Source organism: Bradyrhizobium sp. NAS80.1 (genome assembly GCF_001908205.1).
In the GTDB taxonomy this organism is placed as follows: domain Bacteria; phylum Pseudomonadota; class Alphaproteobacteria; order Rhizobiales; family Xanthobacteraceae; genus Bradyrhizobium.
The window spans coordinates 35,260-59,460 of the sequence record NZ_LGHL01000211.1; the positions used below are offsets into that span (position 1 = coordinate 35,260).

Sequence of the window (24,201 nt, forward strand, 5' to 3'; positions counted from 1 at the left end):
CAAAGCGTATTTTGGCTCGAAATCCCATGGCTGCCCGTCAAATTCCACTGGGAACACTGGGTTTGCGGCCCGGGACGACCGGGCTTGGTAACCGTGCTGGACAAGGGTTGGGTCGTGGAACCGGCGCGACGTGTAATAATTCGAGGCGTTATGGGCTTGTTCGTCCCCGATCTCGCATGGGCGTCAGGCTGGGTGCTCGGCAGGCGTTTCGCATGAGCTCGGTTCCACACATCCCCGTTCTTGGCCGCGAGGCGGTCGACCATCTCGCTCCGCGCGAGGGCGGTATCTATGTCGACGCCACCTTCGGCGGCGGCGGTTACAGCCGCGCGATTCTCGATGTGCCGGGAACTCGTCTGATCGCGATCGATCGCGACCGCACCGCTATCGCTGGCGGTGCCGAGCTGGTCGAAGGTTCCGCAGGCCGGCTGACGCTGGTCGAGGACCGCTTCTCCAATCTCGCCGAGGTTTGCGCGGCGCAGGGCGTCGATGCCGTCGACGGCGTCGTGATGGATGTCGGGGTGTCCTCGATGCAGCTCGACCAGGCCACTCGCGGCATTTCTTTCCGCCTCGACGGGCCGCTCGACATGCGGATGGGGCAGGCGGGGCCGACCGCCGCCGATGTCGTCGCGCGTGCCTCGGAAGGCGATCTCGCCGACATCATCTATCTCCTGGGTGAGGAGCGGCATTCGCGCCGCGTCGCCCGCGCCATCGTGGCGGACCGGCAGGAGACGCCGTTCACGACCACGCGCGCGCTCGCCGATCTCGTCGCCAGGGTGGTTCGCTCGAAACCCGGGGACATTCACCCCGCGACGCGGACGTTCCAGGCCCTGCGCATCTTCGTCAACGAAGAGCTCGAGGAGCTCCAGACCGCGCTGGCCGCGGCCGAACGGGTGCTCAAGCCCGGCGGCCGCCTCGTTGTCGTCTCGTTCCATTCGCTCGAAGACCGCATCGTCAAGAATTTCCTCGCTGAACGTTCGAAGACCGGCGGCGGCTCGCGGCATCTGCCGGAAGTGGCGCAGGTTCCGCCAAGCTTCCAGCTGCTGACGCGGCGGCCCGTGATCGCGGGTGAGGACGAGGTCGCGCATAATCCACGCGCGCGCTCCGCAAAACTTCGTGCCGCCGAGCGCACCTGCGCGCCTGCGCATCACGACGGCGAGCCGTCACCCTGGCCAAAACTCTCCGACGTGATGAGGGGCGGCTAGCGCATGCGCATCGTCCACCTTCTCGTCATCGGCGCGCTGATCTTCGCGGCCGCCTATGTCTACCGGATCAAGATGGAATCCACGGCGCGCGTGGAAAAAGTGCTGCGGCTGCATGCGGAGATCCGCGAGCAGCGCGATGCGATCGCCTCGCTGCGCTCCGAATGGGCCAAGCTAGATGCGCCCCTGCGCCTGCAAGGCCTGTCCGAGCGGCATCTGCGGCTCAAGCCGGTCAACGGCACGCAATACGACTCGTTGAAGAACCTGCCCGAGCGTCCGCCGCGAATGTTCAGGCCGGGCGAGCCCGATCCGATCGGGGCCATGCTCAACACCATCGAAGCCGCGAGCGATCCGGATAGTGTGACGGGCTCCGTGCCTCAGCCCGAGGACAAGCAATGAGCGCTCCGACTCCGGCCAAACCCACCGCGCGGCCAGCTGAGCCCTGGCGGCAGCGACTGATCCGCAGCCTGCTCTACGGGCGCAATGTCGATCGCGCCGCGAAGGCGCGCGCGCGCGTTGGCCTTGCGATGCTCGCCTTCGCCTCGGTCTACGCCCTGATCGGTGGCCGCCTCGTGATGTTCGCAATCGGCGCGGACGCCCACGGCGCGCGCCGTGCGGCGTCGCAGGAGGTGGTCGCGACCGCGCGGCCCGACATCGTCGACCGCAACGGCGCCATCCTCGCGACCGACGTCAAGGCTTCGAGCCTGTTCGGCGAGCCGCGCCGCATCATCGACAAGGACGAGGCGATCGAGCTTCTGACCGCCACCGTGCCCGACCTCGACGAGGCCGAGGTGCGCGAGCGCCTGTCGTCGCGCAAGGGGTTCGTCTGGCTGAAGCGCGAGATCACGCCGAAACAGCAGCAGGACATTCACAAGCTCGGCATTCCCGGCATCGGCTTCCTGCGCGAGAACAAGCGCGTCTATCCGACCGGCAACGAGGTTGCCCACCTCATCGGTCTCGTCAACATCGACAACCAGGGCATCGCCGGCATTGAGAAGTGGCTCGACAATCAAGGGCTCGCCGACCTCCACCGCGCCGGCTTTGCCACCGACCGGCTACAAAAGCCGATCGAGCTCTCGGTCGATCTGCGCGTCGAACACGCGCTTCGCGACGAATTGTTGAAGGCTAAGGAGAAGTTCCACGCCAAGGCGGCCTCCGGCATCGTCTCGAATGTGAAGACCGGCGAGATCGTGGCGATGGTCTCCCTGCCGGACTTCGATCCCAACAATCCGAAGGAAGCGCACGACCCCGACCGCATCAACCGCCTGACGACGGGCGTCTACGAGATGGGCTCGACCTTCAAGGCGTTCACGCTGGCGATGGCGCTCGATTCTGGAAAGATCAATCTAAACTCGTCGTGGGATGCGCGCGGAAACCTGCACTATGGCAAGTTCACCATCCACGACAGCCATCCGCTCGGACGCTTCATCAACACCAAGGAAGTGTTTACCTATTCGTCCAACATCGGCGCTGCACGGATCGCGCTCGGCCAGGGCGTGGAGGCGCACAAGGCGTTCCTCGCCAAGATGGGCCAGCTGACGCGGCTGCGCACCGAGCTGCCCGAGAGCGCGGCGCCGCTGATCCCGCGCCGCTGGAGTGAGCTGAACACGGTCACCGCCGCGTTCGGTCAGGGCCTCTCCGTCGCGCCGCTGCAGGCAGTGATGGGCATCAACGCCCTGGTGAACGGCGGCTACCTGATTCCGCCGACATTCATGAAGCGCAGCGAAGCGGAAGCGGCGGCGCTGGCCAAGCGCGTGATCAAACAGGACACCAGCGACAAGATGCGGTACCTGATGCGGCTCAATGCCGAAGTCGGTACCGCCAAGACCGCCGACATCAAGGGCTACTACGTCGGCGGCAAGACCGGTACGTCCGAGAAGGTCATCAACGGCCGCTATGCCAAGAAGCGCGTGCTCAACTCCTTCACGGCGGTCATGCCATGCGACGATCCGAAATATCACATCTTGATCATGCTGGACGAGCCGCAGGCGCTGCCTGAAACGCACGGTTTCATCACCTCGGGCTGGAACGCGGTGCCGACCGGCGGCAAGGTGATCGAGCGGATTGCGCCGCTTTTGGGCGTCGAACCGCGGTTTGACCTGCCGCCGTCCGACCGCCTTATTCTTGCAGCATCCAGGACAACCCAGTAATCAACGGGGTAGGCCATTGCCGCTGCTGAGTCGGATTTTTCCGAAGGTTCGGCTCTCCGGCGCGGCATGTCGACTGGAAGACCATGAAGCTGCGTGACGTCCTAGGCAATGATGCCGCAATCGAGCCCGCTGCCGCGGCGCTCGAGGTGACGGGGATTGCGCTCGACAGCCGCGTGGTCAAGCCGGGCGATCTGTTCTTCGCACTCGCGGGCAGCAAGACCGACGGCGCGCGCTTCATCGATGCCGCGATTGCCGCCGGTGCGGTCGCGGTGGTCGGCGACCATGCGCCCGCGGGAGCCGCGGTGCCGTTTGTCGCCGTCGCCAATCCGCGCCGCTCGCTGGCGCTGGCCGCGGCGAGATTCTTCCCTGCGCAGCCTGCAACCATCGCCGCGGTGACCGGCACCAGCGGCAAGACTTCGGTGGCTGCGTTCACGCGCCAGATCTGGGAGCGGCTTGGCCATGCCTCGGCCAGCATTGGAACCATCGGCCTCGTCTCGCCGAAGCGTACCGTCTATGGCTCATTGACGACACCCGATCCGATCGCGCTGCACCGGCAGCTCGATGAGATCGCGCGCGAGGGCGTGACGCATCTCGCCTTTGAGGCGTCCTCGCACGGGCTCGACCAGTATCGCCTCGACGGCGTGCGTGTCTCCGCCGGCGGCTTCACCAATCTCACGCGCGATCACATGGATTACCATCCGACCGTCGCGCATTATCTCGCCGCAAAACTCCGTCTGTTCCGCGAATTGGTCCAGTCGGGCGGCCCAGCTGTGATCTCGGCCGATCATGATTGTTCGGCGGAGGCGATCGAGGCGGCGACATCGCGCGGCCTGCGCGTGATGGCGGTGGGCCGCAATGGCGACGGCGCAGGCGAGGGCATCCGTCTTGCCAGCGCCGAGGTCGAAGGTTTTTCGCAAGTGCTCGCGGTCGAGCATCGCGGCAAGCGCCATGCGATCCGGCTGCCGCTGGTCGGGGAGTTCCAGATCGAGAACGCGCTGGTGTCGGCCGGTCTTGCGATCGGCACCGGTAGCGATGCCGCCAATGTATTTGCGAGCCTCGAGCATCTCGAGGGTGCGAAAGGTCGGCTCGAGCGTGTTGGCGAGCGCAATGGCGCGCCGATCTTCGTCGACTACGCGCACAAGCCGGATGCGCTGGCGAAGGCGCTGCAGGCGCTGCGACCCTACGCCAAGCGCAGGCTGGTCGTCGTGTTCGGCGCCGGCGGCGATCGCGATGCCGGCAAGCGTCCGATCATGGGTGAGATCGCGGCGGAGAATGCCGACGGCGTCATCATCACCGACGACAATCCGCGCAGCGAGAAGCCGGAAGCCGTTCGCGCCGCGATCCTTGCGACCGCCAAGGGCGCCAGGGAAATCGGCGACCGTGCCGCAGCGATTCGCGCCGCGATCGAGGAATTGGAAGAGGGCGATGCGCTGCTGATCGCCGGCAAGGGACATGAGACCGGGCAGATCGTCGGCAGCCAGGTGCTGCCCTTCAGTGATCACGAGGCGGTCGCCGCCGCATTAGCGTCGAGGATTGCATGAGCGCGCCGATATGGACCGTTGCCGAAGTGGCGCGAGCGCTTGGCGCTGCCGGATCGTTCCCGGACACGCCGGTCGAGTTCGTTACCCAGGACAGCCGTCTGATAAAGCCGGGCAGCCTGTTCGTCGCGCTGAGCGGCACGCCGAGCGGTGGCTTCATCTCGGCCTTCGCCAGCGCGCGTGACGGCTGGGAGTTCGCGGACAAGGCCGAAGCGTCAGGGGCGGTCGCGATGATCGTGCCGCACGAGATCGCCGGCATTCGAATCCCGCAGATCGTCGTGAAGGACACGTTGATCGATGGTCTCTGGGGCCTCGCCCGCGCCGCCCGGGCGCGCTTCAACGGACCGGTGATCGGGCTCACCGGCAGTGCCGGCAAGACCAGCACCAAGGAATTTCTGGCCGCCTATCCGAATGCCTATGCGAGCCCGTCGAGCTTCAACAATTTCTGGGGCGTGCCGCTGACGCTCTGCAACGCGCGGCCTGATGCCAGCCTCTGGGTCGTCGAGATGGGCATGAACCAGACCGGCGAGATCGCACGGCTCAGCGAGCTGACGCGGCCGACGGTTGCGCTCGTCGTCAACGTCCAGCCCGTGCATCTGGAGAAGCTCGGCTCGCTCGAAGCCATCAGGCACGAAAAGGTGTCGATCGCGCTCGGCCTGCCCGAGGACGGCGTGCTGGTGCTGCCGGCCGGGATCAAGGCGGCCGAATGGAAAGGCAAGGTCGTGCGCTTCGGCGAGCATGCCGAAGTGCACGAGGTCAAGCACGCGCCGCATGGCGACAGCTGGCAGGTCGTGGCTCGGGTCGGCAAGAAGGAGATCGCGTTCAGCCTGACGCCGGGGGCACCGCATCGGGTGCAGAACGCGCTGGCCGCGCTCGCCGCGATCCGCGCGGCGAACCTCGATGCCGCGACGCTCGCGATCAAGCTCGACCGGGTCGGCATTATGACCGGCCGCGGCGTCGAGCAGGCGGTCGGCGGCGTCACCGTGATCGACGATAGTTTCAACGGCAATCCGGCCAGTGTCGCTGCTGCGCTGCAAAGCCTGCAGGCGCGCAACGTGACCGACGGCCGCCGCATTGCGGTGCTCGGCGACATGCTGGAACTGGGCGACGACGCGCCAAGCTACCACACCGGCCTCGCCAGGCATCTCGACGGCATCGACGGCGTCTACTGCGTCGGGCCGTTGATGCGCCACCTCTATGACGTGCTGCCCGCCGGCAAGGGCCTCGGCTGGCACGACGATCCCGCCACGCTGAAGCCGGGTGAGGTCGCAAATCTGCTGAAGTCTGGCGATGTCGTGGTTGTCAAGGGCAGCAAAAAGATGTTCTGGGTCAACAAGTTTGTGCCGGGCCTAGTGGCCGCCTTGCAGGCAAAGGCGTAAACTGCTTGGAAGGCGCTGTTCCCGAATCCCACCCTTTGCGGCGCGAAGCCGACCGGTTTCATAGAGGTCGCCTGGCCCCGTGATGAAGACCAGCGAATGCGCGTGAGGCACGTTGAGGCCAAGGTCGATGCCAAGATCAATGCGAAGATCGAGACCAGGGCCGCGTACGAAAGGCGCCATAGGACCGTCTGAATGTTTTACTGGCTGATCGAGCTCTCCAACACATTTCCGGGTTACGGTGCAGTTCGCACCGTTCTGAACGTCTTCCGCTACATCACCTTCCGCACCGGCGGCGCCGTCGTCACCGGCGCGCTCTTCGTGTTCCTGTTCGGACCCTGGATCATCGACCATCTGCGCATCCGCCAGGGCAAGGGCCAGCCGATCCGCGCCGATGGCCCGCAATCGCATCTTGCCAAGAAGGGCACGCCCACCATGGGCGGGCTGATGATCCTGTCGGGCCTCACGGTCGGCACGGTGCTGTGGGCCAATCCGCTCAACCCCTACGTCTGGATCGTGCTCGCGGTGACGCTCGGCTTCGGCTTCGTCGGCTTCTATGACGACTATCTCAAGGTGACCAAGCAGACCACGAGCGGGTTCGGCGGCAAGCTTCGCCTGCTGATCGAGGCGGCCATCGCGCTCGTCGCCTGCTATGCGCTGGTGCGGCTGAATCGCGATCCCGCGTCGACTGCGCTGACGATTCCCTTCCTCAAGGACACCGTGCTGCATTTCGGCTGGTTCTTCGTCGTCTTCGGTGCCTTCGTCATCGTCGGGGCCGGCAATGCGGTGAATCTTACCGATGGCCTCGACGGTCTTGCCATCGTGCCGGTGATGATCGCGACCGCGAGCTTTGCGATGATCGCCTATCTCGCCGGCAACGCGGTGTTCGCCGACTACCTCCAGATCAAATATGTCGCCGGCACCGGCGAGCTCGCGGTGCTTTGCGGCGCGCTGCTGGGCGCAGGCCTCGGCTTCCTCTGGTTCAACGCGCCGCCGGCCTCGATCTTCATGGGCGACACCGGTTCGCTCGCGCTCGGCGGCATGCTTGGCGCGATCGCGGTCGCGGTAAAGCACGAGATCGTGCTTGCGGTGATCGGCGGCCTGTTCGTGCTGGAGGCTGTTTCCGTCATCGTGCAGGTGGTGTCGTTCAAGCTCACGGGCAAGCGCATCTTCCGGATGGCGCCGATCCACCACCATTTCGAGCAGCTCGGCTGGACCGAGCCGCAGATCGTGATCCGCTTCTGGATCATCTCGGTGATGCTGGCGCTCGCCGGCCTGTCGACGCTCAAGCTGCGGTAACGGTTACCCCATGATTCCCGTCACTTCCTTCGCCGGCAAAACGGTCGCGGTGTTCGGCCTTGGCGGCTCGGGGCTCGCCTCCTGTCACGCTTTGAAGGCCGGCGGCGCCGAGGTGATCGCCGCCGACGACAATGCAGAGAATGTCGCCAAGGCGGCGCAGGCGGGCTTCATCACCGCGGATCTGCGCAACGTCTCCTGGACGAATTTTGCTGCCCTCGTGCTCGCGCCCGGCGTACCGCTGACCCATCCGGTGCAGCACTGGAGCGTGCTGAAAGCGCGCGAGGCCGGTGTCGAGGTGATCGGCGACATCGAGCTGTTCTGCCGCGAGCGGCGGCGGCATGCGCCGAACGCGCCGTTCGTTGCGATCACCGGCACCAACGGCAAGTCGACCACGACGGCGCTGATCGCGCATCTGACCAAAGTTGCCGGCTACGACACCCAGATGGGCGGCAATATCGGCACTGCGATCCTGTCGCTGGAGCCGCCGCGCATGGGCCGTGTCCACGTCATCGAGATGTCATCCTACCAGATCGACCTCACGCCGTCGCTCGATCCCTCTGTCGGCATCCTGCTCAATGTCGGCGAGGACCACATCGACCGTCATGGCACGATCGAGCACTACGCCGCGGTGAAGGAGCGCCTCGTCGCCGGTGTCCAGGCAGGTGGTACTGCGATCGTCGGCGTCGACGACGGCTGGTGCCGTAACATCGCCGACCGTCTCGACCGCGCCGGCAAGAAGGTCGAGCGCATCTCGGTCCGGAATCCGCTGGCGAGCGGCATCTATGTCGAGCATGGCACCATCGTGCGCGCCTCGGGCGGCGCCCGCAGCGAAGTCGCCATGCTCGGCGGCATCGGCTCGCTGCGCGGCCAGCACAATGCGCAGAACGCGGCCTGCGCCGCCGCCGCCGCGCTTGCAATGGGTATCAGCCTTGATGTGCTGCAGAACGGCCTGCGCAGCTTTCCGGGCCTCGCGCACCGCATGGAGCAGGTCGGCCGCCGCGGCAACGTGCTGTTCGTCAACGACTCCAAGGGCACCAACGCGGACGCCACCGCGCATGCGCTGTCCTCCTTCGCCGACATCTTCTGGATCGCCGGCGGCAAGCCGAAGGCGGGCGGCATCACGGGCCTCACCGGCTTCTTCCCGCGCATCCGCAAGGCTTATCTGATCGGCGAGGCCGCGCAGGAGTTTTCCGGCACGCTCGGCACGCAGGTGGCGCACGAGATCAGCCAGACGCTCGATGTTGCGGTCGAGCACGCCGCATGCGATGCGGAAGCTTCAGGCTTGACCGACACGGTCGTGCTGCTGTCGCCGGCCTGCGCCTCCTTCGACCAATACCGCAATTTCGAAATCCGCGGCGCTGCGTTTCGCGATCTGGTGCAGGCGCTGCCGGGTGTGAAGCCGGTGGTGTGAAACTCTCGTGCCCCGGACGTAGCGCAGCGCCGGGGCCCATTGCGGTTCGTGGGCCCCGGCTCTGCAGAGCGTCACTTCGTGCCGCACCGCGTCCGGGACACGAGACTCTTCAAAACTTGAACGATTCATTAACCTCCCGGTAACCAACCTCGGCGACCAATGGTCGGACCTCTGTCCGAAAGCGGCCGCCCATGCTCTCCCGTGAAGAACGCACCCCCTTTTCCGAGTGGTGGTGGACCGTCGACAAGCCGCTGATGGGCGCCATCCTGGCGCTGATGCTGACCGGCGTGATCCTGTCGCTGGCGGCGAGCCCGCCGGTTGCGACCCGCATCGGACTCGATCCCTTCCACTTCTTCAGCCGTCACGTGATGTTCCTGGCGCCGTCCTGCATGGTGCTGCTCGGGGTGTCCTTCCTGTCGCCGCGATCGATCCGCCGAAGCGCGCTGATCATCTTCGCGGTCAGCATCATCCTGATCGTGGTGACGCTTGCGATCGGCCCCGAGGTGAAGGGCTCGCGGCGCTGGATCACGCTGCTCGGCGTCAACATCCAGGCCTCCGAAATCGCAAAGCCATCATTCGTCGTCATCGCCGCCTGGCTGTTCGCGGAATCGACCAAGCGGCCGGAGATGCCGGCGACCTCGATGGCGCTGGTGCTGCTGCTGATGCTGGTATCGCTGCTGGTGATGGAGCCCGATTTCGGCCAGACCATGCTGATCCTGATGGTGTGGGGCTCGCTGTTCTTCATCGCGGGCATGCGGATGATCTGGGTGTTCGGGCTTGCGGGCGCCGCGGCGGCCGGCTTGTTCAGCGCCTATCTGTTCGTTCCGCACGTTGCCGGCCGCATCAAGCGCTTCATGAATCCGGCCTCCGGCGATACCTTCCAGGTCGATACAGCGATGGAAGCCTTCTACAACGGTGGCTGGTTCGGGCTCGGGCCGGGCGAGGGCATCGCCAAGCGCAGCCTGCCGGACAGCCACACCGACTTCGTGTTCGCGGTCGCCGCCGAAGAGTTCGGCATCATCCTGTGCCTTGCGATGTTGGCGCTGTTCGCCTTCGTCGTGATCCGCACGCTGTCGCGCGCCTATGCCAATGAGGACATGTTCTCGCGCTTCGCGGCCTCCGGCCTTGCGATCCTGTTCGGCGTGCAGGCGGCGATCAACATGTCGGTCAACCTCCAGCTCATTCCCGCCAAGGGCATGACGCTGCCTTTCATCTCCTATGGTGGCTCCTCGATCGTGTCACTCGCCTATGGCGTCGGCATGATGCTGGCCCTGACGCGGCTGCGCCCGCGCACCGAGGTCGAGGCGAGTGGCCACGCCGATGCGATGCGCAGCTACGCGTGATCCTCACCCTGAGGAGCCGCGCTCGCGCGGCGTCTCGAAGGGCGAGGCCAAGTGGAAGTTTTGGGCCGGGCCTTCATCCTTCGAGACGCGCGTTCCGCGCTCCTCAGGATGAGGAGCTGACGGGCCGCTCGCGTGGCTCGCAATGACCGCGGAGGCCCTGTACAAGAGAGCCATGGACACGTCCCCCCCTGATTCTTCTCGCCGCGGGTGGCACCGGTGGCCACCTGTTTCCGGCCGAGGCGCTTGCCGTCGAACTGATCCGGCGCGGCTTTCGAGTCCGGCTCGTCACGGACGACCGGGCGCTGCGCTATAGCGGGCTGTTCAGCAAGGAGATGATCGACGTCGTCTCGAGCGAGACCGCGCGCGGCCGCAATCCGTTCCAGCTCGCCTATGCCGGTCTCACGCTCGCCGCCGGCACGCTTTCTGCGTATCGCCTGATCAAGCGGTTAAAGCCTGTCGCCGTCGTCGGCTTCGGCGGCTATCCGACGCTGCCGCCACTGGTCGCGGCGAAATTCGCCGGCGTGCCCAGCATCATTCACGAGGCCAATGCGGTGCTCGGCCGCGCCAACCGGTTCCTGTCGAGCCGCGTCCGCGCCATTGCGACGTCGTTGCCCGGCGTGCTCGACCGCGATCCGGCGCTGGCCGGCAAGACCACGACGGTCGGCACTCCGATGCGCCCGGCAATCCTCGCCGCGGCTGCCGTGAAATATGCCGCGCCTGAAGTGAACGGCCCGCTGCGCCTGCTCGTCGTCGGTGGCAGCCAGGGCGCGCGCATCATGGCCGACATCGTCCCGGGCGCCATCGAGCGCCTCGAGCCTGCACTGTGGGGCCGGCTCATCCTCACCCAGCAGGTGCGCGATGAGGACATGACGCGCGTGCGCGCGGTCTACGACAAGCTCAAGATCAATGCGGAACTCGCGCCGTTCTTCACGGATCTTCCGGCACGGCTCGCCTCCAACCATCTGGTGGTGTCGCGTTCCGGCGCCGGTACCGTGGCTGAGCTCGCCGCAATCGGACGGCCCTCGATCCTGGTGCCGCTGCCGGGCTCGATCGACCAGGACCAGTTCGCCAATGCCGGCGTGCTGGCCAAGGTCGACGGTGCGATCCGTATCCCGCAGACCGAGTTCACCTCGGATCGTCTGGCTGCCGAGATCTCTGACTTTGCCGCCGAGTCTGCGCGCCTCGCGACCATGGCGCAGGCTGCCCGCGGCGCCGGCCGGCTCGACGCGGCGGAACGGCTGGCCGATTTGGTGGTCAAAGTCGCGGGAATCTGACGCGAAAAAAGCCCTTGTCTTCGCCTTCTAAAGCGGGGCATCCAGTACGAAAGGCGCGGCTGATTTGGCCGTGATCTTCGCCAGACGCCGTCCTTCGGGCGGCGATGTCAGGGAACAGAGCATGAGACTGCCGCGCGAGATCGGACCCATCCACTTCGTCGGGATCGGCGGGATCGGCATGAGCGGCATTGCCGAGGTGCTGGTCAATCTCGGCTATGCCGTGCAGGGCTCGGACGCCTCCGACAATTACAATCTCGATCGGCTGCGCAAGAAGGGCGCAAAGGTCTCGGTCGGCCACAAGGCGGAGAATGTCGACGGTGCCGAGGTCGTCGTGGTGTCCTCCGCGATCAAGCGGGACAATCCGGAATTGATGGCGGCGCGCGAGCAGCGCATTCCCGTGGTGCGCCGCGCCGAGATGCTGGCCGAGCTGATGCGGCTGAAGAGCTGCGTCGCCATCGCCGGCACGCATGGCAAGACCACGACGACGACGATGGTTGCAACGCTGCTCGATGCCGGCGGCCTCGATCCCACCGTGATCAACGGCGGCATCATCAACGCCTACGGCTCCAACGCGCGGCTCGGCGCCGGCGAATGGATGGTGGTGGAGGCCGACGAGAGCGACGGCACGTTTCTGAAGCTGCCGACGGATGTTGCGATCGTCACCAATGTCGATCCCGAACATCTCGATCACTTCAAGACCTTCGACGCCGTGCAGGACGCATTCCGCCATTTCGTCGAGAACCTGCCGTTCTACGGCTTCGCCGTGATGTGCATCGATCATCCCGTGGTGCAGAGCCTCGTCGGCAAGATCGAGGATCGCCGCATCATCACCTATGGCGAAAATCCGCAGGCCGATGCGCGGCTGGTCGATCTGACCCCGATGGGCGGCGGATCGAAGTTCAAGGTCGCGTTCCGCAATCGCAAGACTGGCGCGGTGCACGAGATCGCCGACCTCATGCTGCCGATGCCGGGCCGCCACAACGCCTCCAACGCGACGGCAGCGATTGCAGTGGCGCGCGAGCTCGGCGTCTCCGACGAGGCCATCCGCAAGGCGATCGCGGGCTTTGGCGGCGTCAAGCGCCGCTTCACCAAGACCGGCGAATGGAACGGCGTCACCGTGATCGATGATTATGGCCACCACCCCGTCGAGATCGCGGCAGTGCTGAAGGCGGCGCGGGAATCCACCAACGGCAAGATCATCGCCGTGGTGCAGCCGCATCGCTACACCCGCCTGCAATCGCTGTTCGAGGAATTTTGCACCTGCTTCAACGATGCTGATGCAGTGATCGTCGCCGACGTCTATGCCGCAGGCGAGGCCCCGATCGAAGGCGTCGACCGCGATCATTTCGTCGCGGGCCTGCGCGCGCACGGCCATCGCGAGGTGATCCCGCTGCCGTCGACCTCCGAGCTCGCGGGCATCGTCAAGGGACTTGCGAAGTCTGGCGATCTCGTCGTGTGCCTCGGTGCCGGCAACATCACGCAGTGGGCGTACGCGCTGCCGGGCGAATTGAAGGCTCTGGGGTGAAGTGGTGACTTTGATCGCATCGATTGCCACACGGCACATCGCGCTCCCTCCCCCCTTGTGGGGGAGGGTGGGGGGAGGGGGGTAGCCCCGAGCGAAGTCTGAGTTTGTGGCTACCCCCCTCCCTGACCCTCCCCCACAAGGGGGGAGGGAACGGAGAGATTGTGCCTTCCTCACTTGAGGATGCCGCATGAGCTTCCCCGACATCACGCCCGATCTCAAAGCCGCGATGCCGGAGCTGCGCGGCCGCCTGCTCGCCAACCAGTCGCTCGCCGAGCTCACCTGGTTTCGCGTCGGCGGTCCCGCGCAGGTGCTGTTCACGCCGGCGGACGAGGACGATCTCGCTTATTTCCTCGCGCATCTCGCCAGCGACATCCCCGTCTATGTCGTTGGCGTCGGCTCCAATCTGATCGTGCGCGACGGCGGCATCGCGGGCGTCGTGGTTCGTCTCGCGCCGCGCGCCTTTGGCGAGGCGAGTGCAAGCGGCGATATCGTCACTGCAGGCGCTGCCGCGCTCGACAAGCGCGTGGCGGAAGTGGCGGCTTCGGCCAATATCGGCGGGCTCGAATTCTATTTCGGCATTCCCGGCACGATCGGCGGCGCGCTGCGCATGAATGCGGGCGCCAATGGCGGTGAGACCAAGGACGTGCTGATTGAGGCGCGAGGCGTCGGGCGCGACGGCACGAAGCACGTCTTCTCCAACGCCGACATGAAATTCGTCTACCGCAACAGCGGCGTCGATCCCTCGATCATCTTCACCTCCGCGCGCTTCCGCGGCGAGATCAGGGATCCGGAGGCGATCCGCGCGCGCATGGCCGAAGTGCAAAATCATCGCGAGACGGCGCAGCCGATCCGCGAAAAGACCGGCGGCTCGACCTTCAAGAATCCGCCCGGCCATTCCGCCTGGAAGCTGGTCGACGCCGCTGGCTGCCGGGGCCTGCGCGTCGGCGACGCTCAGGTGTCGGAGATGCACTGCAATTTCCTGATCAACACGGGCGAGGCCACCGCGCACGACATCGAGACGCTCGGCGAGACCGTGCGCGAACGCGTCAAGGCGAATTCCGGAATTGAGCTACACTGGGAAATCAAGCGGATCGGGGTTTCCGCGTGAGTGTCATTCCGGGGGCTCACGAAGCGAGAGCCCGGAATCCATACTCACGATCGTGGTTTTGGATTCCGGGCCTGCGCCTTACGCGCATCCCGGAATGGCGAAGCAGATAGGTAACTGAGAACATGGGCATCACCATCCTCTTCGGCGGCTCCAACCGCGAACGTCTGGTTTCGGTCGCGTCAGCCCAGGCGCTGCATCAGGCGCTGCCTGAGGCTGAGCTCTGGTGGTGGGACGTCGAAGACAAGGTGCATGTCGTTCAGTCCAGGCAGCTGCTCGAACACGCCCGTCCGTTCGAGGACGAGTTCAAGCCCGGCACATCAGGCATTCCGCTGGAGCAGGCGCTTGACCGGGCCAAGGCGGAAGACCGCGTGCTGGTGCTTGGCCTGCATGGTGGCCGTGCTGAGAACGGCGAATTGCAGGTGATGTGCGAGGCGCGCGGCGTGCCCTTCACCGGCTCGGGCTCGGCCTCCTCGCATCTCGCCTTCGACAAGATCGCCGCGAAGCGGTTCGCCGCGCTCGGCGGCGTGACGCCACCGGCAAACGTTGCTCTGGACAAGATCGACGAGGCCTTCGCCGAATACGGGCGGCTGATCGCAAAGCCGGCGCGCGACGGGTCGAGCTATGGCCTGATCTTCGTCAATGCGAAGCAGGATCTCGTCGCCGTCCGCAATGCGGCCAAGCACGAAGAGTATGTGATCGAGCCCTACATCGCCGGCGTCGAGGCGACCTGCGGCGTGCTGGAGCGGCCTGATGGATCGATCGTCTCGCTGCCGCCGATCGAGATCATTCCGGGCGAGGGCAATTTCGATTACGCGGCGAAATATCTTTTGAAGTCCACCCAGGAGATCTGCCCCGGCCGTTTCGCGCCCGAGATCACCGCCGCGCTGAAGGAGCACGCGATGCTGGCGCATCGCGCGATGTCCTGCATCGGCTACTCCCGCTCGGACTTCATCGTCTCGGACAAGGGCCTGGTCTATCTCGAAACCAACACGCTGCCCGGGCTGACCAAGTCCTCGCTCTACCCCAAGGCGCTGAAAGCCGAGGGCATCGAGTTCGTCGACTTCCTGCGCGGCCTGGTCGAACTCGCGGAACAGCGGGTGCGGAAATAATTAGGACTGGTTAACGGCCAAACGGGGGAAAGGGCCCGCTTTGGGGCCCAAAACCGGGAAAATGCCGGTCATCGCGGCATAAAGGCCTCAAATTGCGGGGCAAAAAGCGCCGGACGTTAACGAAGTTTACCTTTTGTTTACCAGGACGTCCGAAGGTTAACGCTGGCGGCGCATATGGCGTTTTGGCTGCCGGCGCGTGAGCTGTCGTGGGTGATGTCACCTCCAGCGCACGCTTTGAAGGGGAGTGGCTTCTTCTGCTGAAGACCAGCACCCGGCCCGGCAAGTTCGACACGTCATGTTCGCCAGGTCCCGCGCGATGTCGCGGGCAAACTCTTGACGAGCTCGTGCAATGGATCGTGCAGGAAGCCTCCCCCGGTCGCTTTTCAGATCGCTGAGGCCCCAAGCTGACCTGAAGGCGGCCGCTATTGGAGCGGTCGTGCTTCTGCGCGAGTGGGTGCAGGACAAGCGCATTGAGGCGCGCGCTGCCGCCCAGGCCAGGACCAAGGCCAGGGCCAAAGCCGTCATCGAACGCGAGCCGCCGCCGCGCGTCGTCGCGCTGGTCGAACGCTATCTGCCGCGCCGGGTCGGAATCAGCATGACCGTGCTGCTGCTGATCGGAAGCTGCGGCTTCGGCATCGTCAAGGGCGGCCATCTCCAGGACTTCATCACCGCGGTCAGCGACGCCCGGAACGCGATGGCCAATTCCGCCGGCTTCCGCATCACCTCGGTCGTGATCAACGGCCGCAAGCAGCTCACTCAGGACGAGATCCTCGCGATTGGCGGCGTCAGCGGCCGCTCCTCGCTGCTTTTCCTCGATGCTGACGCCGTGCGCGACAAGCTCAAGGCCAATCCATGGATCGTGGATGCGACCGTGCTGAAGCTTTATCCGGGCCAGCTCATGATCGAACTCACCGAGCGCAAGGCGTTCGCGCTGTGGCAGGAGGCCGGCCGGCTCTCCGTCATCGCCGACGACGGCGCCGTGCTCGAACCCTATGTCTCCCGCCGGTTCCTGTCGTTGCCGCTCGTGGTCGGCAAGGGCGCCGAAACCCAGGCCCGCGACTTCCTCGCCCTGCTGGCCCGCTATCCGCAGGTCAATTCGGTGACCAAGGCTGCAATCTTCGTCGGCGAGCGGCGCTGGAACCTGAGGCTCAAGGATGGCCTCGACATCCGCCTGCCCGAGCAGGACGTCGGCAACGCGCTCGCGATGCTCTCCAAGCTCGACAAGGACGACAAGCTGTTCTCCCGCGACATCGTCGCCGTCGACATGCGCCTGCCCGATCGGCTGGTGGTGCAGCTGTCCGACGACGCCGCCAAGGCGCGCGAGGATCAGTTCAAGGACAAGAAAAAGAAGAAGGCCGGGGATTCCGCATGACCGGCATCGATCGCACCCAGACGCCGAAGACGCGCCCGATGCCGCACAAGCGCAGCGGCATCGTCGCCTGCCTCGATATCGGCACCAGCAAGATCGCCTGCATGATCGCACGGCTGAAGCCGTCGGCGCCGAGTGAGGCCCTGCGCGGCCGCACCCACGCGGTGGAACTGATCGGCTACAGCCAGATCCAGTCGCGCGGCATGAAGGCCGGCGCGGTGGTCGATCTCGCCGAATGCGAGCAGGCGGTGCGTCAGGCCGTCGGGCTTGCGGAGAAAATGGCCAAGGTGCGGGTCGAGTCCGTGCTGCTGTCGGTGTCCGGCGGCCGGATTACCGGCCAGTTGGTCGAAGCCGCAGCAGACATCCGCGGCGGGGCGGTGACCCCGGCCGATGTCAGCCGGGTCACCTCCACCGGCATGCGCCACGCCACCGGCGAGGGCCGCACCGTGCTGCACGCGCTGCCGGTCGGCTACACGCTCGACGGAGTCAAAGGCATCCGCGATCCTCGCGGCATGGTCGCGCATCAATTCGGTGTCGACATGAATGTCGTCACCTGTGACGCCACGGTGGCGCGGAACCTGATGCTGGCGGTGGAGCGCTGCCACATCAATGTCGAAGCCATGGCGGCGAGCCCCTATGTGGCGGGCCTGTCGGTGCTGACCGACGACGAAGCCGATCTCGGCGCCGCTGTCGTCGAGATGGGCGCTGGCACCACCACGATCGCGGTCTATTCCGGCGGTCGCTTCGTGCATGCGGCGGGTTTTGCGGTCGGCGGGCAACACATCACGATGGATCTCGCGCGCGGACTCTCCGCGACCATTGCCGATGCCGAGCGAATCAAGACGTTATACGGTACCGTCATCACCGGCGGATCGGACTCGCGTGAGCTGATGTCTGTACCGACAGCCGGTGACGAGCAGGATCTGCCGCAGATCGTCTCCCGCGCTACCATCGCCAATATCGTCAAGCACCGTGCCGAGGAAGTCTTCGAAATGATTCGGGACAAGCTGAAGGATTCGCCCTTCGCCTCAGAGCCCAACGGCCGCGTCGTGCTCTCGGGCGGCGCCTCGCAGCTCACCGGCCTCATCGAACTCGGTACGCAAATTCTCGGCCGGCCCGTGCGGGTCGGACGCCCGCTCGGTTTCGGCCGGTTGCCCAATGAGGCGAAGAACGCCGCCTTCGCGGTGCCGGCCGGACTCCTCGTCTACCCGCAATATGTTCACCTCGAACATGTCGAACCGCGGCATACGCGGCAGCAGGTCAGGACAGGGACCGGCGGTTATTTCGGAAAGGTCGGACGATGGCTACGCGAGGGCTTCTGATGACTCCTTTCCGCAATTCCCGATTTTCACCAACTCCCGCGGCCGCCGGCCGGGGCGAACCCACGCGCGCGTGATCGAGAGGCAACCATGACCATCAGCATCAATGTTCCTGATATTCACGAACTGAAGCCCCGGATCACCGTGTTCGGCGTCGGCGGCGCCGGTGGCAACGCCGTCAACAACATGATCACGGCGGGCCTCCAGGGTGTCGATTTCGTGGTCGCCAACACCGACGCGCAGGCGCTGACGATGTCGAAGGCGCAGCGCATCGTGCAGATGGGAACGGCGGTCACGCAGGGCCTCGGCGCCGGCTCGCAGCCGAACGTCGGCGCGGCGGCGGCGGAAGAGGTGATCGACGAGCTGCGCGACCATCTCTCCGGCGCCAACATGGTGTTCGTCACCGCCGGCATGGGCGGCGGCACCGGCACCGGTGCAGCTCCGGTGATCGCCAAGACCGCGCGCGAGATGGGCATCCTCACCGTCGGCGTCGTCACCAAGCCCTTCCACTTCGAAGGCGGCCGTCGCATGCGCACCGCTGAAGCCGGCATCAACGAGCTTCACAAGGTGGTCGACACGCTCCTGATCATCCCGAACCAGAACCTGTTCCGGGTCGCGAACGAAAAGACTACCTTCGCCGACGCCTTCGCGATGGCCGACCAGGTGCTCTACTCGGGCGTCGCCTGCATCACCGACCTGATGGTCAAGGAAGGCCTGATCAACCTGGACTTCGCCGACGTCCGCGCCGTCATGCGCGAGATGGGCAAGGCGATGATGGGCACGGGCGAAGCCTCCGGCGACAAGCGCGCGCTGACCGCCGCTGAAGCTGCGATCGCCAACCCGCTGATAGACGACAGCTCGATGAAGGGCGCCAAGGGCCTTCTCATCTCCATCACCGGCGGCAAGGACCTCACCCTGTTCGAGGTCGACGAAGCCGCGACCCGCATCCGCGAGGAGGTCGACCAGGACGCCAACATCATCGTCGGCGCCACCTTCGACGAAGCGCTCGACGGCCTGATCCGCGTGTCGGTCGTCGCCACCGGCATCGAGCAGGCCGCGATCGCCCGCAACAGCCAGGCCTCCAGCGCCCCGGTTGCGAACGCCGCGCCGCAGGTGCAACAGGCTCCCGCTGCTCCGGCCGCTGCCGCCGAGAGCCGTCTCGCCGACCTGACTGCGCGGCTTCGTGCCGACAACCAGCGTTTGGCCGAACGTGCCCAGAAGCTGGAAGCGCAGATCCCGGCCGGCGCTCCTGCCGCCGCGCCGCGCCCCAACGTTGAGCGCGCCGCGCTCGCCGCCATCGCCGCGGCCGTCTCGGACGCCCCGCAGGCGCCTGCGCCGATGCAGACCTACGGCGACGTCACCGTGCGCCCGATCGCACAGAAGCCGACCCTGTTCCCGGAGCCGGAGCAGGCCTCGGTCGCGATGCAAGAGCCGATGACGCCCGAAAACTTCATCCCGCCGCAGGCCGAGCGTCCGCCGGTTCGTGCGCCGCGGATGCCGCGTCTCGAGGAACTGCCGATGCCGGCCCAGGCCGAGCTTCGCCAGGCCCGCGGCGAGGTCGAGGAGGAGACCCCCCAGAAGACTCGCCTGTCGCTACTGCAACGCCTCGCCAATGTCGGCCTCGGCCGTCGCGAAGAGGAGAGCGAGCCGCCGGTCGCAACCCGCGCCGCCGGTCCCGCGATGCCGCCACTGCCTGATCGCCGCCCGCAGAAGACCGTGGCGCAGCAGATCGCGGCCAGCGAACCGGTATCGGAGTATGCCCGCCGTCCCGCGCCGCAGGGTCTGGACATGCATGGCCGCCCGGCACCTGTTGCGCCGGCGCCACAGGGCGACGACCATCTTGATATCCCGGCCTTCCTGCGGCGTCAGGCGACCTGAGGATTGTTACAATAAGGCAGACGCAAAAAGGTCCCGGCGGGAAGCTTGCCGGGACCTTTCCTTTTGGCCCGGGAATGCCCGAACGGTGCGGTCAAGCAACTGATTTTAAATCATTAATTATATATTCGGTGGTTCAGTAAAGCTGCCGACAGGGTCCCTGAACTTCGGCGCAATTTGGTTAAGCCTTGGCGCGAATACGGCAGGTTTGGGGTAACAATCGGTAAAAAAGCGTGAGTTGGCGCTGTTTGAGGCAGTGACTATGGTCTGCCGTGACTTGGGGATACGGAGATTCGCAACCGTCGGCAGTGGCCGGCCAAGCGGGTTCAGTATAAGTCGCGATGGTCGTAGTGGGGCGGTTCCTGATGAAGTTTAGCCGGCAAACAACGCTTCGTGCGCAAGCCTCTGTGGCAGGCGTAGGCGTTCACTCCGGTCTTCCCGTTACACTCACGCTTGGGCCTGCGCCTGTCGACGCGGGTTTTATTTTTGTCCGCACCGGCCTTGAGGGAAGCGACCGCGAAGTTCAGGCGACCGCCGAGCAGGTGGTCGCGACCGACTTTGCCACCGTCCTCGGCGATCGCGACGGGCCGCTGGTCTCCACCGCCGAGCATGTGCTTGCTGCGCTGCGCGGCATGGGCGTCGACAACGCCACAATCGAAATCGACGGGCCGGAAGTGCCGATCATGGACGGCAGCGCCGCAGCCTTCGTTGCAGCGATCGATCAGGCCGGCATCGTCAGCCAGCCGGCGCAGCGCCGCTTCATTCAGGTTTTGAAGCCGGTTTCGGCCAAGGTCGGCGACTCCTTCGGTGAGATCCGGCCCTATGCCACCGGGTTCCGCGCTGAGGTCGAGATTGACTTCACCAATCCCGTCATCGGCCAGCAGAGCTACACTTTCGACCTCAATCCGGAGCGTTTCCGCCGCGAGGTTGGCCGCGCCCGGACCTTCGGCCTGATGTGCGATGTCGCCCGGCTCTGGAGCGCGGGCTACGCACTCGGCGCCTCCTTCGACAACACGGTCGTTTTCGACGACGAGCGGCTGCTCAACACCGAAGGGCTGCGCTACGCCGACGAATGTGCCCGCCACAAGGTGCTCGACGTGATCGGCGACCTCGCGTTGGCCGGCCTGCCGCTGCTTGGCGCCTATCGCTCGGTGCGCGGCGGCCACAAGCTCAACCACGCTGTCCTGACCGCGCTGCTGGCCGACCGTACAGCCTGGCGGGTGGTCGAGGGCGAGGCGGCCCGCCGTAGCGCGCGTCCCGTGGGCGAAGTCGGTCGCGGCATCGTCGGCGGCCGGATCGCCGCGGCTTATGGACCGGACGTATCCTGACAGACTGTTGTCGCAGGCGTCGGTCGCGACTTACCCCCCGGGGAAACTCCTGGTAACCATGATCCGCTAGCATTGCGGCAATTTCGCCTTAATCCGGGCGGAATGCCTGCCTATCCGGTGGGTTGACGATCGTTTTTCGGTTACACCTGCGTGGTCGCTTGGCAGGCACCACGGTTACATTTCGCGTTCATGACTCACGCCATGGCTCATGGGCTGGCGGGCACCGCATCACAGGGCGTCAGGTCTTAAATTCATGTCGGCACAGCGTATGACGCGCGGATATCTTTCGGTTTCGCCAAGGGCTTCGATCGGTGCCCGTAGGCTTCTTCAGGCCGCCACCTTCATCGTGCTGGCGCTGCCGCTGGCCGGCTGCGGTACCGGCTCGCTCTGGGACAAGTTCACCGCCAAGGACGACACCTTCGTCGAGGAGCCCGCCGACAAGATCTACAATGAGGGCCTGTACCTCATGAACGAGAAGAAGGACATGAAGGCGGCGAACAAGAAGTTCGAGGAGGTCGACCGCCAGCATCCCTATTCCGAGTGGGCCCGCAAATCATTGCTGATGTCGGCCTATGCGTCCTACCAGAGCGGCGACTATGACGGCTGCATCGGCGCCGCCACGCGCTACGTCACGCTGCATCCCGGCAGCCCGGACGCAGCCTATGCTCAGTATCTGATCGCGGCATCCCACTACGACCAGATCCCGGACATCAGCCGGGACCAGAGCCGCACCGAGAAGGCGATCGCCGCGCTCGAAGAGGTGGTGCGCAAATATCCGAACTCGGAATATGCGACCTCCGCCAAGGCCAAGATCGAGGGTGCGCGCGACCAGCTCGCGGGCAAGGAAATGAACATCGGCCGCTATTACGCGCAGAAGCGCGACTACACGGCGGCGATCAACCGCTACAAGGCTGTGGTCACGCAGTACCAGACCACGCGCCATGTCGAGGAGGCGTTGTTCCGGCTCACCGAGGCCTATATGGCGATCGGCATCGTCGGCGAGGCGCAGACGGCGGCGGCCGTGCTCGGGCACAATTTTCCTGACAGCCGCTGGTACAAGGACGCATATAATCTTGTAAAATCCGGCGGTCTCGAACCGAGCGAGAATCAGGGGTCATGGATCAGCCGGACCTTCAAGAAGATGGGCCTCGGCTAGGAAATCTGATTCCATGCTGGCGCGTCTGTCGATCCGCGACATCGTCCTGATCGAACGGCTTGATATCGAATTCGCCACCGGTCTTGCGGTTTTGACGGGCGAGACCGGTGCGGGCAAATCCATCCTGCTCGATGCCTTTGCGCTGGCGCTCGGCGGCCGCGGCGACGCCGGGCTCGTGCGCCACGGCGCGGAGCAGGGGCAGGTGACCGCCGTCTTCGATATCCCCAAGAATCACCCCGCAGCAAACATCCTCGCCGAGAACGGCCTCGACGATACCGGCGAGATGATTCTTCGCCGGGTCCAGCTCGCCGACGGCCGCACCCGGGCCTTCGTCAACGACCAGTCGATCAGCGTGCAGACGCTGAAGGCGGTCGGCGCCGCCCTGGTCGAGATCCACGGCCAGCACGACGAGCGCGCGCTGGTCGATGCTGCCACCCACCGCCGCCTGCTCGACGCCTTTGCCGGCCTCGAAAAGGACGTAGCTAGCGTCGAATCGCTCTGGGATGCGCGCCGCACTGCCAACACCGCGCTGGAGGAGCATCGCGCCGGCATGGAGCGTGCCGCGCGCGAAGCGGATTACCTGCGCCACGCCTCGGACGAGCTGAAGCAGCTCGCGCCCAAGGACGGCGAAGAGACCTCGCTGGCCTCCCGCCGCACCACGATGATGCAGGGCGAGAAGATCGCCTCCGACCTGCGCGAGGCGCAGGAGGCGGTCGGCGGCAACCATTCGCCGGTCGCGGCGCTGTCGGCCGCGGTGCGCCGGCTGGAGCGCCGCGGCGTTAATTCGCCAGCGCTGGTCGAGCCTGCGGTGAAGGCGATCGACACCGCAATCAACGCGCTTGAGGAAGCCGACCAGCACCTCCAGGCCGCCCTGGCCGCAACCGATTTCGACCCGGCCGAGCTCGAACGCATCGAGGAGCGCCTGTTCAGCTTGCGCGCAGCCTCGCGCAAATATTCGACGCCGGTCGACGGGCTCGCTGCGCTCGCCGCCAGATATGCCGCCGATGTCGTACTGATCGATGCCGGCGCGACCCGGTTGAAGAAGCTGGAGCAGGCCGCCATCGAGGCCGACGCGCGCTACGCCACTGCGGCCAAGAAACTGTCGCTGGCGCGGCAGAAATCGGCGGAGAAGCTCAACAAGGCCGTCAACGCCGAGCTCGCGCCGCTCAAGCTCGAGCGCGCCAAGTTCATGACCCAGGTCGAGACCGACGAGGCCGCGCCGGGTCAGCAAGGCTTCGATCGCGTCGAGTTCTGGGTGCAGACCAATCCCGGCACCAAGCCGGGCCCGCTGATGAAGGTCGCCTCCGGCGGCGAGCTCTCGCGCTTCCTGCTGGCGTTGAAGGTCGTGCTGTCAGACCGTGGCTCAGCGCCAACCCTGGTGTTCGACGAAATCGACACCGGCGTCGGCGGCGCGGTCGCGGACGCCATCGGTGGGCGCCTGGCGCGCCTTGCCGGCAAGGTCCAGGTGATGGCCGTGACCCACGCCCCGCAGGTCGCCGCGCGGGCCGACCAGCACCTGCTGATCTCCAAGGACGCCCTCGACAAGGGCAAGCGTGTCGCCACCCGCGTCAACGCACTCGCCGCCGATCACCGCCGCGAGGAGATCGCGCGGATGCTCGCCGGCGCCGAGATCACGGCCGAGGCGAGGGCGGCAGCGGAACGGCTGCTCAAGGCGGCGACGGCTTAGGTCTCGTGTCCCGGACGCGCGTAGCGCGCGCCGGGACCCAGAGTGCCGCCGCATAGGCCCCGGCTCTGCAGCGCACCGCTGAAGAAGCGCTGCGCTGCGTCCGGGGCACGAAACTGTAACCGCCTTTACCGTCCC

Annotated in this window: 18 protein-coding genes; all 18 read left to right on the forward strand. The window is 65.8% G+C overall.

The features are described 5' to 3' along the window. The first annotated feature begins 212 nt into the window (after nt 1–212). The gene (gene rsmH / locus AC629_RS36675) at nt 213–1,202 is read left to right on the forward strand and encodes a 16S rRNA (cytosine(1402)-N(4))-methyltransferase RsmH (RefSeq protein ID WP_084809616.1); all 990 of its coding nucleotides are present in this window, start codon (nt 213–215) and stop codon (nt 1,200–1,202) included. Nucleotides 1,203–1,205: 3 nt separating this feature from the next. Further along, on the forward strand, nt 1,206–1,598 hold the full coding sequence (gene ftsL / locus AC629_RS36680) for a cell division protein FtsL (RefSeq protein ID WP_084809617.1): 393 nt from the start codon (nt 1,206–1,208) through the stop codon (nt 1,596–1,598). After that, the gene (locus AC629_RS36685) at nt 1,595–3,349 is read left to right on the forward strand and encodes a peptidoglycan D,D-transpeptidase FtsI family protein (RefSeq protein ID WP_084809618.1); all 1,755 of its coding nucleotides are present in this window, start codon (nt 1,595–1,597) and stop codon (nt 3,347–3,349) included. The genes ftsL and AC629_RS36685 overlap by 4 nt, the downstream gene beginning before the upstream one ends. Nucleotides 3,350–3,432: 83 nt before the next feature. Next, nucleotides 3,433–4,890, forward strand: a complete 1,458-nt coding sequence (locus AC629_RS36690) for a UDP-N-acetylmuramoyl-L-alanyl-D-glutamate--2,6-diaminopimelate ligase (protein ID WP_084809619.1) — start codon at nt 3,433–3,435, stop codon at nt 4,888–4,890. Further along, on the forward strand, nt 4,887–6,266 hold the full coding sequence (locus AC629_RS36695) for a UDP-N-acetylmuramoyl-tripeptide--D-alanyl-D-alanine ligase (RefSeq protein WP_084809620.1): 1,380 nt from the start codon (nt 4,887–4,889) through the stop codon (nt 6,264–6,266). Before AC629_RS36690 ends, AC629_RS36695 begins: the two co-directional genes overlap by 4 nt. A 192-nt stretch (nt 6,267–6,458) precedes the next feature. Next, nucleotides 6,459–7,562, forward strand: a complete 1,104-nt coding sequence (mraY, locus tag AC629_RS36700) for a phospho-N-acetylmuramoyl-pentapeptide-transferase (RefSeq protein ID WP_084809621.1) — start codon at nt 6,459–6,461, stop codon at nt 7,560–7,562. Between the two features lie 10 nt (nt 7,563–7,572). Further along, nucleotides 7,573–8,973, forward strand: a complete 1,401-nt coding sequence (gene murD, locus AC629_RS36705; RefSeq protein ID WP_084809622.1) for a UDP-N-acetylmuramoyl-L-alanine--D-glutamate ligase — start codon at nt 7,573–7,575, stop codon at nt 8,971–8,973. Nucleotides 8,974–9,164: 191 nt separating this feature from the next. Then, nucleotides 9,165–10,316 carry a putative lipid II flippase FtsW gene (gene ftsW, locus AC629_RS36710; protein WP_084809623.1) on the forward strand — a complete coding sequence of 384 codons (1,152 nt, stop codon included), beginning with the start codon at nt 9,165–9,167 and terminating at the stop codon, nt 10,314–10,316. A gap of 188 nt (nt 10,317–10,504) precedes the next feature. After that, a complete protein-coding gene (gene murG / locus AC629_RS36715; RefSeq protein ID WP_084809624.1) occupies nt 10,505–11,590 on the forward strand; it encodes an undecaprenyldiphospho-muramoylpentapeptide beta-N-acetylglucosaminyltransferase in 1,086 nt (361 codons plus the stop codon). 121 nt (nt 11,591–11,711) lie between these two features. After that, nucleotides 11,712–13,115 carry a UDP-N-acetylmuramate--L-alanine ligase gene (murC, locus tag AC629_RS36720; RefSeq protein WP_084809654.1) on the forward strand — a complete coding sequence of 468 codons (1,404 nt, stop codon included), beginning with the start codon at nt 11,712–11,714 and terminating at the stop codon, nt 13,113–13,115. 187 nt (nt 13,116–13,302) lie between these two features. Further along, entirely contained in the window at nt 13,303–14,223 is a 921-nt protein-coding gene (gene murB / locus AC629_RS36725; protein ID WP_084809625.1) for a UDP-N-acetylmuramate dehydrogenase, read from the forward strand. Between the two features lie 122 nt (nt 14,224–14,345). Continuing rightward, a complete protein-coding gene (locus AC629_RS36730) occupies nt 14,346–15,332 on the forward strand; it encodes a D-alanine--D-alanine ligase family protein (protein WP_084809626.1) in 987 nt (328 codons plus the stop codon). 349 nt (nt 15,333–15,681) lie between these two features. Further along, complete coding sequence (locus tag AC629_RS36735; RefSeq protein WP_084809627.1) at nt 15,682–16,704, forward strand: cell division protein FtsQ/DivIB; 1,023 nt, start codon at nt 15,682–15,684, stop codon at nt 16,702–16,704. Then, nucleotides 16,701–18,023, forward strand: coding sequence for a cell division protein FtsA (gene ftsA / locus AC629_RS36740; RefSeq protein ID WP_084809628.1), 1,323 nt, complete (start codon nt 16,701–16,703; stop codon nt 18,021–18,023). Before AC629_RS36735 ends, ftsA begins: the two co-directional genes overlap by 4 nt. 87 nt (nt 18,024–18,110) lie before the next feature. After that, nucleotides 18,111–19,898, forward strand: a complete 1,788-nt coding sequence (gene ftsZ, locus AC629_RS36745) for a cell division protein FtsZ (RefSeq protein WP_084809629.1) — start codon at nt 18,111–18,113, stop codon at nt 19,896–19,898. A gap of 362 nt (nt 19,899–20,260) precedes the next feature. Further along, entirely contained in the window at nt 20,261–21,223 is a 963-nt protein-coding gene (gene lpxC, locus AC629_RS36750; RefSeq protein WP_084809630.1) for a UDP-3-O-acyl-N-acetylglucosamine deacetylase, read from the forward strand. A gap of 253 nt (nt 21,224–21,476) precedes the next feature. Next, nucleotides 21,477–22,379 (forward strand): outer membrane protein assembly factor BamD, encoded by a 903-nt coding sequence (locus tag AC629_RS36755; protein WP_084809631.1) that lies wholly within the window; start codon nt 21,477–21,479, stop codon nt 22,377–22,379. A 13-nt stretch (nt 22,380–22,392) separates the two neighbouring features. After that, the gene (gene recN / locus AC629_RS36760) at nt 22,393–24,066 is read left to right on the forward strand and encodes a DNA repair protein RecN (protein ID WP_084809632.1); all 1,674 of its coding nucleotides are present in this window, start codon (nt 22,393–22,395) and stop codon (nt 24,064–24,066) included. Nucleotides 24,067–24,201 lie beyond the last annotated feature (135 nt).

What these genes read in the sequence shown, in the direction of transcription:
- murC (WP_084809654.1), top strand. Translation starts at nt 11,712, where the DNA reads ATGAGACTGCCGCGCGAGATCGGACCCATCCACTTCGTCGGGATCGGC.
- AC629_RS36735 (WP_084809627.1), top strand. Translation starts at nt 15,682, where the DNA reads ATGGATCGTGCAGGAAGCCTCCCCCGGTCGCTTTTCAGATCGCTGAGG.
- ftsA (WP_084809628.1), top strand. Translation starts at nt 16,701, where the DNA reads ATGACCGGCATCGATCGCACCCAGACGCCGAAGACGCGCCCGATGCCG.
- AC629_RS36730 (WP_084809626.1), top strand. Translation starts at nt 14,346, where the DNA reads ATGGGCATCACCATCCTCTTCGGCGGCTCCAACCGCGAACGTCTGGTT.
- AC629_RS36690 (WP_084809619.1), top strand. Translation starts at nt 3,433, where the DNA reads ATGAAGCTGCGTGACGTCCTAGGCAATGATGCCGCAATCGAGCCCGCT.
- ftsL (WP_084809617.1), top strand. Translation starts at nt 1,206, where the DNA reads ATGCGCATCGTCCACCTTCTCGTCATCGGCGCGCTGATCTTCGCGGCC.
- AC629_RS36695 (WP_084809620.1), top strand. Translation starts at nt 4,887, where the DNA reads ATGAGCGCGCCGATATGGACCGTTGCCGAAGTGGCGCGAGCGCTTGGC.
- mraY (WP_084809621.1), top strand. Translation starts at nt 6,459, where the DNA reads ATGTTTTACTGGCTGATCGAGCTCTCCAACACATTTCCGGGTTACGGT.
- murB (WP_084809625.1), top strand. Translation starts at nt 13,303, where the DNA reads ATGAGCTTCCCCGACATCACGCCCGATCTCAAAGCCGCGATGCCGGAG.
- murD (WP_084809622.1), top strand. Translation starts at nt 7,573, where the DNA reads ATGATTCCCGTCACTTCCTTCGCCGGCAAAACGGTCGCGGTGTTCGGC.
- recN (WP_084809632.1), top strand. Translation starts at nt 22,393, where the DNA reads ATGCTGGCGCGTCTGTCGATCCGCGACATCGTCCTGATCGAACGGCTT.
- AC629_RS36685 (WP_084809618.1), top strand. Translation starts at nt 1,595, where the DNA reads ATGAGCGCTCCGACTCCGGCCAAACCCACCGCGCGGCCAGCTGAGCCC.
- ftsZ (WP_084809629.1), top strand. Translation starts at nt 18,111, where the DNA reads ATGACCATCAGCATCAATGTTCCTGATATTCACGAACTGAAGCCCCGG.
- lpxC (WP_084809630.1), top strand. Translation starts at nt 20,261, where the DNA reads ATGAAGTTTAGCCGGCAAACAACGCTTCGTGCGCAAGCCTCTGTGGCA.
- ftsW (WP_084809623.1), top strand. Translation starts at nt 9,165, where the DNA reads ATGCTCTCCCGTGAAGAACGCACCCCCTTTTCCGAGTGGTGGTGGACC.
- rsmH (WP_084809616.1), top strand. Translation starts at nt 213, where the DNA reads ATGAGCTCGGTTCCACACATCCCCGTTCTTGGCCGCGAGGCGGTCGAC.
- AC629_RS36755 (WP_084809631.1), top strand. Translation starts at nt 21,477, where the DNA reads ATGTCGGCACAGCGTATGACGCGCGGATATCTTTCGGTTTCGCCAAGG.